We start from the raw sequence: 13,778 nt of genomic DNA, 5'->3' as shown, positions 1-13,778 counted from the left end.
ATCGTCCACTGACAGATGTCGCTTATGCCTCATCAGACACCATGGACACAACGTTGAGTGAAGCACCCACTTGTTGTCATACAGACCTGTTTTAACGCCTGCTCCGTAATAAGAGCAGGCGTTTTTTTATGTATCAGAAAGGTCCCGGAGGTGCTTGCCTCCGGGTGAGAAAGAACTACTGTGGCGGGTTGTTCTGCAACGTTAACATCAAACCGTCGCGGCGCATCGCTGCAGCTTCTTCTGGTTTGTGCAGTCTGTCCAGCGCGTCGGCGAGCCATGCGTAATCGTAGGCGTCCGGACGTTGTTTCAGCGCCGCGCGGAAGGCGAGCGATGCTTCCTGCCATTCACCGTGCTTCATCAGTGACTGACCCAATGTGCTCCACAACAGCGGGCGATCACCGACGTTTTTGATTTGCTGGCGTAGCACTTTTTCCAGCTGTTCCGGGTTATTGGTTTTCAGACGCGGGATCGGCAGCAGCAGACGATCATCATACTGGCGTTTCAGGCCGTCGATGATAATTTGCTGAGCAGTATCATGATCGTCACATTCAATAAGATGTTCCGCCATTGCCACCTGTAACGCCACCTGATGACGCGTTTTCCGGCTTTGGTTTTTCCACCAGTTTCGCAAACCTTCGCTACCGTCATCGGCGCGCGCCTGATCCATCAGGCCAATCCATGCCTGTTGTTCCAGCATTGCACGATGTTCTTCATCACCAACATGGGCTTTCGCCATTGATGGGATGATATCCAGCAGCGAACTCCATGCACCTGTGCGGATATACGCCTGTTCCGCCAGACGTAATACTTCCGGATGGCGTGGCGTAACTTCCAGCAGCTTATCCACGCCGTGGCGTGCAGCATGGTTTTCATTACGGGCCAGTTGCAGACGTACACGGGTGATTTCTACCGGAATGGTGTCATTGCCGGCCAGCTCCGCTGCGCGTTCCAGATGTTGGTTGGCGCGTGCTTCATCACCACGTTGTTGCGCGGCTTCGGCAGCCAGTAGATAGTTCACCACCGGTTGTTCAGCGTGATCGGCATTTTTCGCCATCAGCTTTTCAACTTGCTGATAATCGCCTTCCGCTAGTTTCAGCAGCGCCTGTTCGGTCTGCTTACGGGCACGGCGACGCTTACGTCCGACAAACCACCCACGGGTGTGTGCGCCTGTGCGGAAGATCCGCCGCAGTAGCCACTCAATGGCAAACAGCACTACCATCGCCAGAATCAAAATAATCGCCAGGCCAGTGACGCTGGTTTCAATATTGTAGTTGTCGGTCTGGATCAGCACGTAACCCTGATGACCGGCAATCATCGGGCCAACCACTATCCCCGCAATCAGCAAAACAAAGAGCAATAACACTTTTAGCATGGTTATTCTCCTTGCGGCGCGGCTGCCGGAGTATCAGCTTGCGGTGCAGGTGCAGGTGCAGGTGCAGGTGCAGGTGCAGGTGCAGGTGCAGGTGCAGGTGCAGGTGCAGGTGCAGGTGCAGGTGCAGGTGCAGGTGCAGGTTTAGCTTCCGTTGTCCCCGCTGCCGGTTGTGCCAGCAGGTTACGCACGCGAGTCTGCATCAGTTTTTCCAGCATCGCCTGGCTTTGCAGGGTTTCCGGAAGATCCATCGAGATATTTTGCTGGCTTAACTGGTCCACCTCGTCGAGGAACGCTTTGGTGGTGGCATCATCAGTATCGTAGTAAGCACGTACCCAGGTGGAGACGTTCTCCAGCGCCTGGCGATAAGTCTCTTGCTGGTGACGCGGTACAGCTTGTGCTGCGACCAGCAGGCGAGAGCGAATATTTTCGCGCAGATAGATATCCTGATTCGGCGCTAACAGCGGTACGGCGGTGTCATCACGACGGCGAATCGTAATGAAGTTGTCCATAAAGTTCTGCCAGCTTTTTTGCAGATTGATACGCCATTCGCTGAGGGAACTGGAAAGCTCTTCACCGTCGGAATCCATCGGCGAACCATCGCTATCATTATCGGCCAGACGCAGATTATCTACCTGATTAGAAAGCTGATTCAGCTTAAGGATGATGCCGTCATAATCCACCTGCGATACCGCAGAAAGGCTGGCGATATCATCAGTAATTGCCCGGCGAACGGTAATCAGACTCGGGTCATTCATATCCGCCAGGCTGGCGTCTGCACTTTTCAGCAACGCTGCAGCGGTCGTGACGTCCTGATCGCTCCACAGCTTCCGTCCGGCGAGTTTCACCAGAAAATCAGCCTGAGCCAGCAGCCAGGTTTTAGCATCGCTGCCGGAAATGGTGGCGACCTTTTGTTGGACTTCATCCAACTGTTTTGCCAGCGTTTCTTGCTGACGATTCGCCTGCTCAAGCTGTACAGCTTGTTGCTTGATAATGCCTTCCAGCTCGGCTTTTTGGCTCTCCTGGGCTTTTTGCAGTGCCGTAAGTTGGTTAGCCAGGGCATCGCTGGTGGCGGTCTGATTGACGGCCTGTTGTTTACCCCAGCCATACAAACCGACGCCCGCCGCCAGAGCAATAGCGATAGCCACCGCGCTGAGAATCAATGCGGTATTGTTCTTACTCTTTTTTTCTGTTGCGACAGGTTGTGACGTGGTGTCCACGGCCTCCCTGGTCTCTTCAACCACGGCGGAGGTTTTTTCTTGTTCCGTCATTATGGCTTCCTGTTATGAGAGTTATTGTAATGCCCGTAAAAGCGCATCGTTGTCAGCGTTATCGGCGACCTTAATGTCTTGCCAGCCCAGTTCCCGGGCGAGTTTCGCCAAACGCTCACTGACGACCAATAGTCGACAGCGTAGTAACCAGTGCTCACGATACCATTGTGGGATCAGCGACCAGAGTTGCTGCAACATTTCACCGCTGGTAACAACGACCGTCGTCACCTCGCGGGATTGCCAGCGCATCGCTTCTTCTGCACCATCGTAATGGATTGCGCATCGTTGATAACATTCACAAAAAGTGACCTCAGCACCGCGCGCCGTCAGGGTATCCCCAATTAGCTCACGACCGCCATTGCCACGTAATATCAGCGCACGTTTGCCCGCAATATTTTGTAATTCAGGTAATTGTAGCAAGACTTCGCTGATTTCCCGATCCTGCGGGTAGAGAATCTTCTGTCCGCTTACGGTATGTAGCGCCAGTGCGGTGGTGCGTCCAATGGCGAAATAATCAGGTTGTCGGGGCCATTTACGATCTTGCTGATGCAGCTGTGATTGGGCAAAAGCAACCGCGTGTTGCGAGAGGGCAAACAACAGATCGCTCTCCCCCAGCGCTGCCAGTTGATCAGCAAGTTGCGGTAATTGTCGACCCGGAGAAAACTCAATCAGCGGAAAATGCCAGGCCACCTGCCCCAGTGTGCGCAGACGGCTCACTAACTCTTCTCCAGCGGGAGACGGGCGGGTGACCAGGATACTCATGCCGGGGCGTCTCCGTTATAGACTTCAGCAAGGATCTCGCGCGCGCCGTTATTCAGTAGCTCTTCTGCCAGCGAAATCCCCATTTGTTCGGCATCTTGCGGCGCACCGCGGCGTTCACCGCGAATAATCTGCGAACCGTCCGGCGCGCCGACCAGCGCACGCAGCCAGATTTCGCCATCAATAAGCTCGGCGTAGCTACCAATTGGCACCTGACATCCGCCTTCGAGACGGGTATTCATGGCGCGTTCTGCGGTAACGCGCAGTGCAGTTTCGTGGTGATTCAGCGCGGCAAGCAGCTCGCGAGTGCGTGTATCATCAAGGCGGCATTCAATACCGACCGCACCTTGTCCTACCGCCGGAAGAGAAATCTCAGGTGGCAACGCGGCGCGAATGCGTGATTCCAGACCTAAACGTTTTAGTCCGGCTACGGCAAGAATGATGGCATCGTATTCGCCGTTATCCAGTTTGCTCAGGCGAGTGCCGACGTTGCCGCGCAGGGAGCGGATAATCAGATCCGGGCGGCGTTCAGCCAGTTGGCACTGGCGACGTAAACTGGACGTTCCGACGATACTGCCTGCCGGTAACGCATCCAGACTGTCATAGTTATTGGACACAAAGGCATCGCGAGGATCTTCACGCTCACAAATAGTGACCAGTCCCAGACCTTGCGGGAATTCAACCGGCACATCTTTCATTGAATGTACGGCGATATCGGCGCGATTCTCCAGGAGCGCGACTTCCAGCTCTTTTACAAATAAGCCTTTTCCGCCTACTTTCGCCAGCGGCGTATCAAGAATCACATCGCCGCGCGTCACCATCGGTACCAGTTCAACGACCAGGCCCGGATGGCTCGCCATCAACTTGTCTTTGACATAGTGTGCCTGCCAGAGTGCAAGTGGGCTTTGGCGTGTGGCAATTCTTAAAACATTGTCTAACATGCTTGTTACCGTCATTATCATCCGTGGTCCATCCTAACATCCTTGCCAGAGCGATGTCAGTGTTGTGGTGAAACGTAGACGCCTGCGCAAACCGTAAAATGAGGTCTGGCAGTGGATCCTGACAGGCGTTTCACGCCGTCGTAATAAGGAATTTACAGAGAATAAACGGTGCTACGCTTGTATGTAGCGCATCTTTCTTTACGGTCAATCAGCAAGGTGTTAAATTGATCACGTTTTAGACCATTTTTTCGTCGTGAAACTAAAAAAACCAGGCGCGAAAAGTGGTAACGGTTACCTTTGACATACGAAATATCCCGAATGCCGCGTGTTACCGTTGATGTTGGCGGAATCACAGTCATGACGGGTAGCAAATCAGGCGATACGTCTTGTACCTCTATATTGAGACTCTGAAACAGAGACTGGATGCCATAAATCAATTGCGTGTGGATCGCGCGCTTGCTGCTATGGGGCCTGCATTCCAACAGGTCTACAGTCTACTGCCGACATTGTTGCACTATCACCATCCGCTAATGCCGGGTTACCTTGATGGTAACGTTCCCAAAGGCATTTGCCTTTACACGCCTGATGAAACTCAACGCCACTACCTGAACGAGCTTGAACTGTATCGTGGAATGTCAGTACAGGACCCGCCGAAAGGTGAGCTTCCAATTACTGGTGTATACACCATGGGCAGCACCTCGTCCGTAGGGCAAAGTTGTTCCTCTGACCTGGATATCTGGGTCTGTCATCAATCCTGGCTTGATAGCGAAGAGCGCCAGTTACTACAACGTAAATGCAGCCTGCTGGAAAGCTGGGCCGCCTCGCTGGGCGTGGAAGTTAGCTTCTTCCTGATTGATGAAAACCGCTTCCGTCATAATGAAAGCGGCAGCCTGGGGGGCGAAGATTGTGGCTCCACCCAGCATATACTGCTGCTTGACGAATTTTACCGTACCGCCGTGCGTCTCGCCGGTAAGCGTATTCTGTGGAATATGGTGCCGTGCGACGAAGAAGAGCATTACGACGACTATGTGATGACGCTTTACGCGCAGGGCGTGCTGACGCCAAATGAATGGCTGGATCTCGGTGGCTTAAGCTCGCTTTCTGCTGAAGAGTACTTTGGTGCCAGCCTTTGGCAGCTCTACAAGAGTATCGATTCCCCATACAAAGCGGTACTGAAAACACTGCTGCTGGAAGCCTATTCCTGGGAATACCCGAACCCACGACTGCTGGCGAAAGATATCAAACAGCGTTTGCACGATGGCGAGATTGTATCGTTTGGCCTCGATCCGTACTGCATGATGCTGGAGCGTGTTACTGAATACCTGACGGCGATTGAAGATTTTACCCGTCTGGATTTAGTACGTCGCTGCTTCTATTTAAAAGTGTGCGAAAAGCTCAGCCGTGAACGCGCCTGCGTAGGCTGGCGTCGCGCAGTGTTGAGCCAGTTAGTGAGCGAGTGGGGTTGGGACGAAGCTCGTCTGGCAATGCTCGATAACCGCGCTAACTGGAAGATTGATCAGGTGCGTGAGGCGCACAACGAGCTGCTCGACGCGATGATGCAGAGCTACCGTAATCTGATCCGCTTTGCGCGTCGCAATAACCTTAGCGTCTCCGCCAGCCCACAGGATATCGGTGTTCTGACGCGTAAACTGTACGCCGCGTTTGAAGCATTGCCAGGTAAAGTGACGCTGGTAAACCCGCAGATTTCGCCCGATCTCTCGGAACCGAATCTGACCTTTATTTATGTGCCGCCGGGCCGGGCTAACCGTTCAGGTTGGTATCTGTATAACCGCGCGCCAAATATTGAGTCGATCATCAGCCATCAGCCGCTGGAATATAACCGTTACCTGAATAAACTGGTGGCGTGGGCATGGTTTAACGGCCTGCTGACCTCGCGTACCCGCTTGTATATTAAAGGCAACGGCATTGTCGATTTGCCTAAGTTGCAGGAGATGGTCGCCGATGTGTCACACCATTTCCCGCTGCGCCTGCCTGCACCGACACCGAAGGCGCTCTACAGCCCGTGTGAAATTCGCCATCTGGCGATTATCGTTAACCTGGAATATGACCCGACAGCTGCGTTCCGCAATCAGGTGGTGCATTTTGATTTCCGTAAGCTGGACGTCTTCAGCTTTGGCGAGAATCAAAATTGCCTGGTAGGTAGCGTGGACCTGCTGTACCGCAACTCGTGGAACGAAGTGCGTACGTTGCACTTCAACGGCGAGCAGTCGATGATCGAAGCCCTGAAAACTATTCTCGGCAAAATGCATCAGGACGCCGCACCGCCAGATAGCGTGGAAGTCTTCTGCTACAGCCAGCATCTGCGCGGATTAATCCGTACTCGCGTGCAGCAACTGGTTTCTGAGTGCATTGAACTGCGTCTTTCCAGCACCCGCCAGGAAACCGGGCGCTTCAAGGCGCTGCGCGTTTCTGGTCAAACCTGGGGCTTATTCTTCGAGCGCCTGAATGTATCGGTACAGAAACTAGAAAATGCCATCGAGTTTTATGGCGCTATTTCGCATAACAAACTGCACGGCCTGTCAGTGCAGGTTGAAACCAATCACGTCAAATTACCGGCGGTGGTGGACGGCTTTGCCAGCGAAGGGATCATCCAGTTCTTCTTCGAAGAAACGCAAGACGAGAATGGCTTTAATATCTACATTCTCGACGAAAGCAACCGGGTTGAGGTGTATCACCACTGCGAAGGCAGCAAAGAGGAGCTGGTGCGTGACGTCAGTCGCTTCTACTCGTCATCGCACGACCGTTTTACCTACGGCTCAAGCTTCATCAACTTCAACCTGCCGCAGTTCTATCAGATTGTGAAGGTTGATGGTCGTGAACAGGTGATTCCGTTCCGCACCAAATCGATTGGCAACATGCCGCCTGCCAATCAGGATCACGATACGCCGCTATTACAGCAGTATTTTTCGTGATGAACGTGCCGGAAAGCGAGGCTTATCCGGCATGCAATCTTAGCGGAAACTGACTGTTTCACCCGCCTGCTGCGTCGCCGCCTGTTCCAGCAAATCCCAGAAGGTTTCGCCGCTGCGATCGCAAATCCACTCATCGCCTTTCAGATCAAAATGGTAGCCGCCTTGTTTGGTTGCCAGCCATACCTGGTGCAGCGGCTCCTGGCGGTTGATAATGATTTTGCTGCCGTTTTCAAAGGTAATGGTCAGTACACCGCCGTTGATTTCGCAGTCGATATCGCTATCGCCATCCCAGTCGTCCAGACGCTCTTCAATGGTCAGCCACAGTTGATCAGCCAGGCGATGAAACTCACTGTCGTTCATTGTTGTATCCTGCTTTTAAGTGATGGCGGCAGTATAGCGGCATGGGGTCAGGGCTTCAAAGTTTGCACCTCTGCGGCTGCGTTCCGGCATGATTCATCTGTCAACGGAATAATAATGTCTCTATATAGCGAAAGATTGGTCTTTTCATAAGGGCGCAAATACACCACGCCTTTTCCCTGTTTCTGGTAAATATTATGTTCAGGCGCGGAAAGCCGACATCCCCATGCCGACGATAAAAACAACGAACAAGACAACAAACAAACCACATTGCGATAGTGCATAAAGCCATCCTGGCGCGAGGTGCCGATCACGAAACTGCCAGCAAAACATAAATCGCCACGTGTAAGCGTTATACTCGCAGCATTTCCTCACTTTTCAGACTTCATAAAGAGTCGCTAAACGCTTGCTTTTACGCCTTCTCCTGCGATGATAGAAAGCAGAAAGCGATGAACTTTACAGGCAATCCATAATGAAAAACGTGTTTAAGGCACTCACTGTATTACTTACTCTCTTCAGCCTGACGGGCTGCGGTCTGAAAGGTCCGCTCTATTTCCCGCCTGCAGATAAAAACGCACCACCGCCGACCAAACCGGTAGAGATGCAAACGCAATCCACGGTGCCGGATAAAAACGACCGCGCCACTGGCGATGGTCCATCCCAGGTGAATTACTAAAAGTCAGTTTCTGTACCCGCGTGATTGGAGTAAATGATGCAGTTCTCGAAAATGCATGGCCTTGGCAACGATTTTATGGTCGTCGACGCGGTAACGCAGAATGTCTTTTTTTCACCGGAGCTGATTCGTCGCCTGGCGGATCGGCACCTGGGGGTAGGGTTTGACCAACTGCTGGTGGTTGAGCCACCGTATGATCCTGAACTGGATTTTCACTATCGCATTTTCAATGCTGATGGCAGTGAAGTGGCGCAGTGCGGCAACGGCGCGCGCTGCTTTGCCCGTTTTGTGCGTCTGAAAGGGCTGACCAATAAGCGCGATATCCGCGTCAGCACCGCCAACGGACGGATGGTTCTGACCGTCACCAATGATGATCTGGTCCGCGTCAATATGGGCGAACCCAACTTCGAACCTTCTGCCGTGCCATTTCGCGCTAACAAAGCGGAAAAGACCTATATTATGCGCGCCGCCGAGCAGACAATCTTATGTGGCGTGGTGTCGATGGGAAATCCGCACTGCGTGATTCAGGTCGATGATGTCGATACCGCGGCGGTAGAAACGCTTGGTCCTGTTCTGGAAAGCCACGAGCGTTTTCCGGAGCGCGCCAATATCGGTTTTATGCAAGTGGTTAAGCGCGAGCATATTCGTTTACGCGTTTATGAGCGTGGGGCAGGAGAAACCCAGGCCTGCGGCAGCGGCGCATGTGCGGCGGTGGCGGTAGGGATTCAGCAAGGTTTGCTGGCCGAAGAAGTACGCGTGGAACTCCCCGGCGGTCGTCTTGATATCGCCTGGAAAGGTCCGGGTCACCCGTTATATATGACTGGCCCGGCGGTACATGTCTACGACGGATTTATTCATCTATGAAGCAACCAGGGGAAGAACTGCAGGAAACACTCACGGAGCTTGATGACCGGGCGGTTGTCGATTATCTGATTAAAAATCCTGAGTTTTTTATCCGCAATGCGCGCGCAGTTGAAGCGATACGTGTGCCGCATCCGGTACGCGGCACCGTTTCGTTGGTCGAGTGGCACATGGCCCGCGCGCGTAATCACATTCATGTTCTGGAAGAGAACATGGCGTTGTTGATGGAACAGGCTATTGCCAACGAAGGCCTGTTTTATCGCTTACTCTACTTGCAGCGCAGTCTCACCGCCGCCAGCAGTCTCGATGATATGCTGATGCGCTTTCACCGCTGGGCGCGCGATCTCGGCCTGGCAGGGGCGAGTCTGCGGCTGTTTCCGGATCGCTGGCGCTTAGGTGCGCCGTCGAACCACACTTATCTGGCATTAAGCCGTCAGTCTTTCGAACCGCTGCGTATTCAGCGTCTGGGGCAGGAACAGCACTATCTGGGGCCGCTTAACGGACCGGAGCTTCTGGTGGTGCTACCGGAAGCGAAAGCGGTGGGATCGGTGGCGATGTCGATGCTGGGAAGCGATGCTGATTTGGGTGTTGTGCTGTTTACTAGTCGCGATGCCAGTCACTATCAACAAGGGCAGGGAACGCAGTTACTTCATGAAATTGCGCTGATGTTGCCGGAGCTTCTGGAGCGTTGGATTGAACGCGTATGACCGATTTACACACCGATGTAGAACGCTACCTACGTTATCTGAGCGTGGAGCGTCAGCTTAGCCCGATAACCCTGCTTAACTATCAACGTCAGCTTGAGGCGATCATCAATTTTGCCAGCGAAAACGGCCTGCGAAGCTGGCAGCAATGCGATGCAACGATGGTGCGCAATTTTGCTGTACGCAGTCGCCGTAAAGGGCTGGGAGCTGCAAGTCTGGCGTTACGGCTTTCTGCGCTACGTAGCTTTTTTGACTGGCTGGTCAGCCAGAACGAGCTCAAAGCCAACCCGGCGAAAGGTGTTTCGGCACCGAAAGCGCCGCGTCATCTGCCGAAAAACATCGACGTCGATGATATGAATCGGCTGCTGGATATTGATATCAACGATCCCCTCGCCGTGCGCGATCGGGCAATGCTGGAAGTGATGTACGGCGCGGGTCTGCGTCTTTCCGAACTGGTGGGGCTCGATATCAAACACCTCGACCTGGAGTCTGGTGAAGTGTGGGTGATGGGAAAAGGCAGCAAAGAGCGCCGCCTGCCGATTGGTCGCAACGCTGTGGCGTGGATTGAGCACTGGCTTGATTTGCGCGACCTGTTTGGTAGCGAAGACGACGCGCTTTTTCTGTCGAAACTGGGCAAGCGTATCTCCGCGCGTAATGTGCAGAAACGCTTTGCCGAATGGGGCATCAAACAAGGGCTGAATAATCACGTTCACCCGCATAAATTACGTCACTCGTTCGCTACGCATATGCTGGAGTCGAGCGGCGATCTTCGTGGTGTGCAGGAGCTGCTGGGTCATGCCAACCTCTCCACCACGCAAATCTATACTCATCTTGATTTTCAACACCTTGCCTCGGTGTACGATGCGGCGCATCCACGCGCCAAACGGGGGAAATAATGCGTTTTTACCGGCCTTTGGGGCGCATCTCGGCGCTCACCTTTGACCTGGATGATACCCTTTACGATAACCGTCCGGTGATTTTGCGCACCGAGCGAGAGGCGCTTACCTTTGTGCAAAATTACCATCCGGCGCTGCGCAGCTTCCAGAATGAAGATCTGCAACGCCTGCGCCAGGCGGTACGGGAAGCGGAACCCGAGATTTATCACGACGTGACGCGCTGGCGTTTTCGTTCGATTGAACAAGCGATGCTCGACGCCGGGCTGAGTGCCGAAGAAGCCAGTGCAGGCGCACACGCAGCAATGATCAACTTTGCCAAATGGCGCAGCCGAATCGATGTCCCGCAGCAAACCCACGACACCTTAAAACAGCTGGCGAAGAAATGGCCGCTGGTGGCGATCACCAACGGTAACGCCCAGCCGGAGCTGTTTGGTTTAGGGGATTATTTTGAGTTTGTGTTGCGCGCTGGCCCGCACGGGCGCTCAAAACCGTTCAGCGATATGTACTTCCTGGCGGCGGAAAAACTCAACGTGCCGATCGGCGAGATCTTACATGTCGGGGACGATCTCACCACTGACGTGGGTGGGGCAATTCGCAGCGGAATGCAGGCCTGTTGGATCAGACCGGAAAATGGCGATCTGATGCAAACCTGGGACAGCCGTTTACTCCCGCATCTGGAAATTTCCCGGTTGGCATCTCTGACCTCGCTGATATAATCAGCAAATCTGTATATATACCCAGCTTTTTGGCGGAGGGCGTTGCGCTTCTCCGCCCAACCTATTTTTACGCGGCGGTGCCAATGGACGTTTCTTACCTGCTCGACAGCCTTAATGACAAACAGCGCGAAGCGGTGGCCGCGCCACGCAGCAACCTTCTGGTGCTGGCGGGCGCGGGCAGTGGTAAGACGCGCGTACTGGTGCATCGTATCGCCTGGCTGATGAGCGTGGAAAACTGCTCGCCATATTCGATTATGGCGGTAACGTTTACCAACAAAGCGGCGGCGGAGATGCGTCATCGTATCGGGCAGCTGATGGGCACCAGCCAGGGCGGCATGTGGGTCGGCACCTTCCACGGGCTGGCGCACCGTCTGCTGCGTGCGCACCATATGGACGCCAATCTGCCGCAGGATTTTCAGATCCTCGACAGCGAGGACCAGCTACGCCTGCTCAAACGCCTAATCAAGGCGATGAACCTCGACGAGAAGCAGTGGCCGCCGCGCCAGGCAATGTGGTACATCAACAGCCAGAAAGATGAAGGCCTGCGTCCGCATCATATTCAAAGCTACGGTAATCCGGTGGAGCAGACCTGGCAGAAGGTGTATCAGGCGTATCAGGAAGCGTGCGATCGTGCGGGCCTGGTGGACTTCGCCGAGCTGCTGCTACGTGCTCACGAGTTGTGGCTTAACAAGCCGCATATCCTTCAGCACTATCGCGAACGGTTTACCAATATCCTGGTGGACGAATTCCAGGATACCAACAACATTCAGTATGCGTGGATCCGCCTGCTGGCGGGCGATACCGGCAAAGTGATGATCGTTGGCGATGACGATCAGTCAATCTACGGCTGGCGTGGAGCGCAGGTGGAGAATATTCAGCGTTTCCTCAATGATTTCCCCGGTGCTGAAACTATCCGTCTGGAGCAGAACTACCGCTCTACCAGCAATATTCTGAGCGCCGCGAACGCCCTGATTGAAAACAACAACGGGCGTTTGGGTAAAAAACTGTGGACCGATGGCGCGGATGGTGAGCCTATTTCCCTCTATTGCGCTTTTAACGAACTCGATGAAGCGCGTTTTGTGGTTAACCGTATCAAAACCTGGCAGGACAACGGCGGGGCGCTTGCCGAGTGCGCCATTCTCTACCGCAGCAACGCCCAGTCGCGTGTGCTGGAAGAAGCACTGTTACAGGCAAGTATGCCGTACCGTATTTACGGCGGGATGCGATTCTTCGAACGCCAGGAAATCAAAGATGCGCTCTCGTATCTGCGCCTGATTGCCAACCGTAATGACGACGCGGCCTTTGAGCGCGTGGTGAATACACCAACGCGGGGTATTGGTGACCGGACGCTGGACGTGGTACGTCAGACATCGCGCGATCGCCAGTTAACACTCTGGCAGGCATGTCGTGAACTGTTGCAGGAAAAAGCCCTCGCCGGACGTGCTGCCAGTGCCTTACAGCGGTTTATGGAACTGATCGACGCCTTAGCGCAGGAAACTGCCGATATGCCGCTGCATGTACAGACTGACCGGGTAATTAAAGACTCCGGCCTGCGCACAATGTACGAGCAGGAGAAAGGCGAAAAAGGCCAGACGCGTATCGAAAACTTAGAGGAACTGGTGACGGCGACGCGCCAGTTCAGCTACAACGAAGAAGACGAAGATTTAATGCCGCTGCAGGCGTTCCTCTCCCATGCGGCACTGGAAGCAGGTGAAGGGCAGGCGGATACCTGGCAGGACGCGGTGCAGTTGATGACGCTACACTCGGCGAAAGGGCTGGAGTTCCCGCAGGTGTTTATCGTCGGTATGGAAGAGGGTATGTTCCCAAGTCAGATGTCGCTGGATGAAGGCGGACGTCTGGAAGAAGAACGCCGTCTGGCCTACGTTGGCGTAACCCGCGCGATGCAGAAACTGACGCTGACCTACGCGGAAACCCGCCGTCTGTATGGCAAAGAGGTTTACCATCGCCCGTCGCGCTTTATCGGCGAGCTGCCGGAAGAGTGTGTGGAAGAGGTGCGCCTGCGCGCCACGGTAAGCCGCCCGGTCAGCCATCAACGGATGGGTACGCCGATGGTCGAGAACGACAGCGGCTACAAGCTCGGCCAGCGCGTACGCCACGCTAAGTTTGGTGAAGGCACCATCGTCAATATGGAAGGCAGCGGTGAGCATAGCCGTTTGCAGGTGGCATTCCAGGGCCAGGGTATTAAATGGCTGGTGGCGGCTTACGCCCGGTTGGAGACGGTGTAATTTACAACTCCGTTGCCGGATGCGGTGCGCCACACCGCATCCGGCATCAGCA

At 54.2% G+C, this 13,778-nt stretch carries 12 protein-coding genes and 1 pseudogene; 7 read left to right on the top strand and 6 right to left on the bottom strand.

Translation table 11 applies throughout. The features are described 5' to 3' along the window. Positions 1 to 175: 175 nt before the first annotated feature. Genes hemY through hemC form a run of 4 tightly spaced genes read right to left on the bottom strand, consistent with a single transcriptional unit; the run spans position 176 to position 4,340 of the window. A complete protein-coding gene (gene hemY / locus ACJHX3_RS19760; RefSeq protein WP_000921783.1) occupies positions 176 to 1,372 on the bottom strand; it encodes a protoheme IX biogenesis protein HemY in 1,197 nt (398 codons plus the stop codon). 2 nt (positions 1,373 to 1,374) lie between these two features. After that, the gene (gene hemX, locus ACJHX3_RS19755; RefSeq protein WP_410236200.1) at positions 1,375 to 2,640 is read right to left on the bottom strand and encodes a uroporphyrinogen-III C-methyltransferase; all 1,266 of its coding nucleotides are present in this window, start codon (positions 2,638 to 2,640) and stop codon (positions 1,375 to 1,377) included. A gap of 21 nt (positions 2,641 to 2,661) precedes the next feature. Then, positions 2,662 to 3,402, bottom strand: coding sequence for a uroporphyrinogen-III synthase (gene hemD / locus ACJHX3_RS19750; RefSeq protein ID WP_000026078.1), 741 nt, complete (start codon positions 3,400 to 3,402; stop codon positions 2,662 to 2,664). Then, entirely contained in the window at positions 3,399 to 4,340 is a 942-nt protein-coding gene (gene hemC / locus ACJHX3_RS19745) for a hydroxymethylbilane synthase (RefSeq protein ID WP_001303155.1), read from the bottom strand. Before hemC ends, hemD begins: the two co-directional genes overlap by 4 nt. Positions 4,341 to 4,726: 386 nt before the next feature. Between hemC and cyaA the strand changes: the two genes are divergently transcribed. Then, the gene (cyaA, locus tag ACJHX3_RS19740) at positions 4,727 to 7,273 is read left to right on the top strand and encodes a class I adenylate cyclase (RefSeq protein WP_000281680.1); all 2,547 of its coding nucleotides are present in this window, start codon (positions 4,727 to 4,729) and stop codon (positions 7,271 to 7,273) included. A 39-nt stretch (positions 7,274 to 7,312) separates the two neighbouring features. Here the strand turns inward: cyaA and cyaY are convergent, their stop codons facing one another. Then, positions 7,313 to 7,633, bottom strand: coding sequence for an iron donor protein CyaY (gene cyaY, locus ACJHX3_RS19735; RefSeq protein ID WP_000999947.1), 321 nt, complete (start codon positions 7,631 to 7,633; stop codon positions 7,313 to 7,315). 125 nt (positions 7,634 to 7,758) lie between these two features. Next, positions 7,759 to 7,944, bottom strand: a pseudogene (locus tag ACJHX3_RS19730) (DKNYY family protein); the annotation flags it as partial. Between the two features lie 158 nt (positions 7,945 to 8,102). On the opposite strand from ACJHX3_RS19730, the gene lptM reads away from it, so the two are divergent. From lptM to uvrD, 6 genes are all read left to right on the top strand, one after another. Beyond that, a complete protein-coding gene (lptM, locus tag ACJHX3_RS19725) occupies positions 8,103 to 8,306 on the top strand; it encodes an LPS translocon maturation chaperone LptM (RefSeq protein ID WP_000799887.1) in 204 nt (67 codons plus the stop codon). A gap of 36 nt (positions 8,307 to 8,342) precedes the next feature. Next, a complete protein-coding gene (gene dapF / locus ACJHX3_RS19720; protein ID WP_001160658.1) occupies positions 8,343 to 9,167 on the top strand; it encodes a diaminopimelate epimerase in 825 nt (274 codons plus the stop codon). Then, positions 9,164 to 9,871 carry a DUF484 domain-containing protein gene (locus ACJHX3_RS19715; RefSeq protein WP_000812800.1) on the top strand — a complete coding sequence of 236 codons (708 nt, stop codon included), beginning with the start codon at positions 9,164 to 9,166 and terminating at the stop codon, positions 9,869 to 9,871. Before dapF ends, ACJHX3_RS19715 begins: the two co-directional genes overlap by 4 nt. Continuing rightward, entirely contained in the window at positions 9,868 to 10,764 is an 897-nt protein-coding gene (gene xerC, locus ACJHX3_RS19710) for a tyrosine recombinase XerC (RefSeq protein WP_000130702.1), read from the top strand. The genes ACJHX3_RS19715 and xerC overlap by 4 nt, the downstream gene beginning before the upstream one ends. Beyond that, entirely contained in the window at positions 10,764 to 11,480 is a 717-nt protein-coding gene (yigB, locus tag ACJHX3_RS19705) for a 5-amino-6-(5-phospho-D-ribitylamino)uracil phosphatase YigB (RefSeq protein ID WP_001213584.1), read from the top strand. The genes xerC and yigB overlap by 1 nt, the downstream gene beginning before the upstream one ends. A gap of 83 nt (positions 11,481 to 11,563) precedes the next feature. Continuing rightward, entirely contained in the window at positions 11,564 to 13,726 is a 2,163-nt protein-coding gene (uvrD, locus tag ACJHX3_RS19700) for a DNA helicase II (RefSeq protein WP_000383407.1), read from the top strand. The last annotated feature ends 52 nt before the right edge of the window (positions 13,727 to 13,778 follow it).

Origin of the sequence: Escherichia sp. WS1265 (assembly GCF_046487585.1) — a bacterium.
Taxonomy (GTDB): Bacteria; Pseudomonadota; Gammaproteobacteria; order Enterobacterales; family Enterobacteriaceae; genus Escherichia; species Escherichia coli.
Note: the sequence above shows the minus strand (reverse complement) of the source record. Positions and strands in the feature narration are given on the sequence as shown.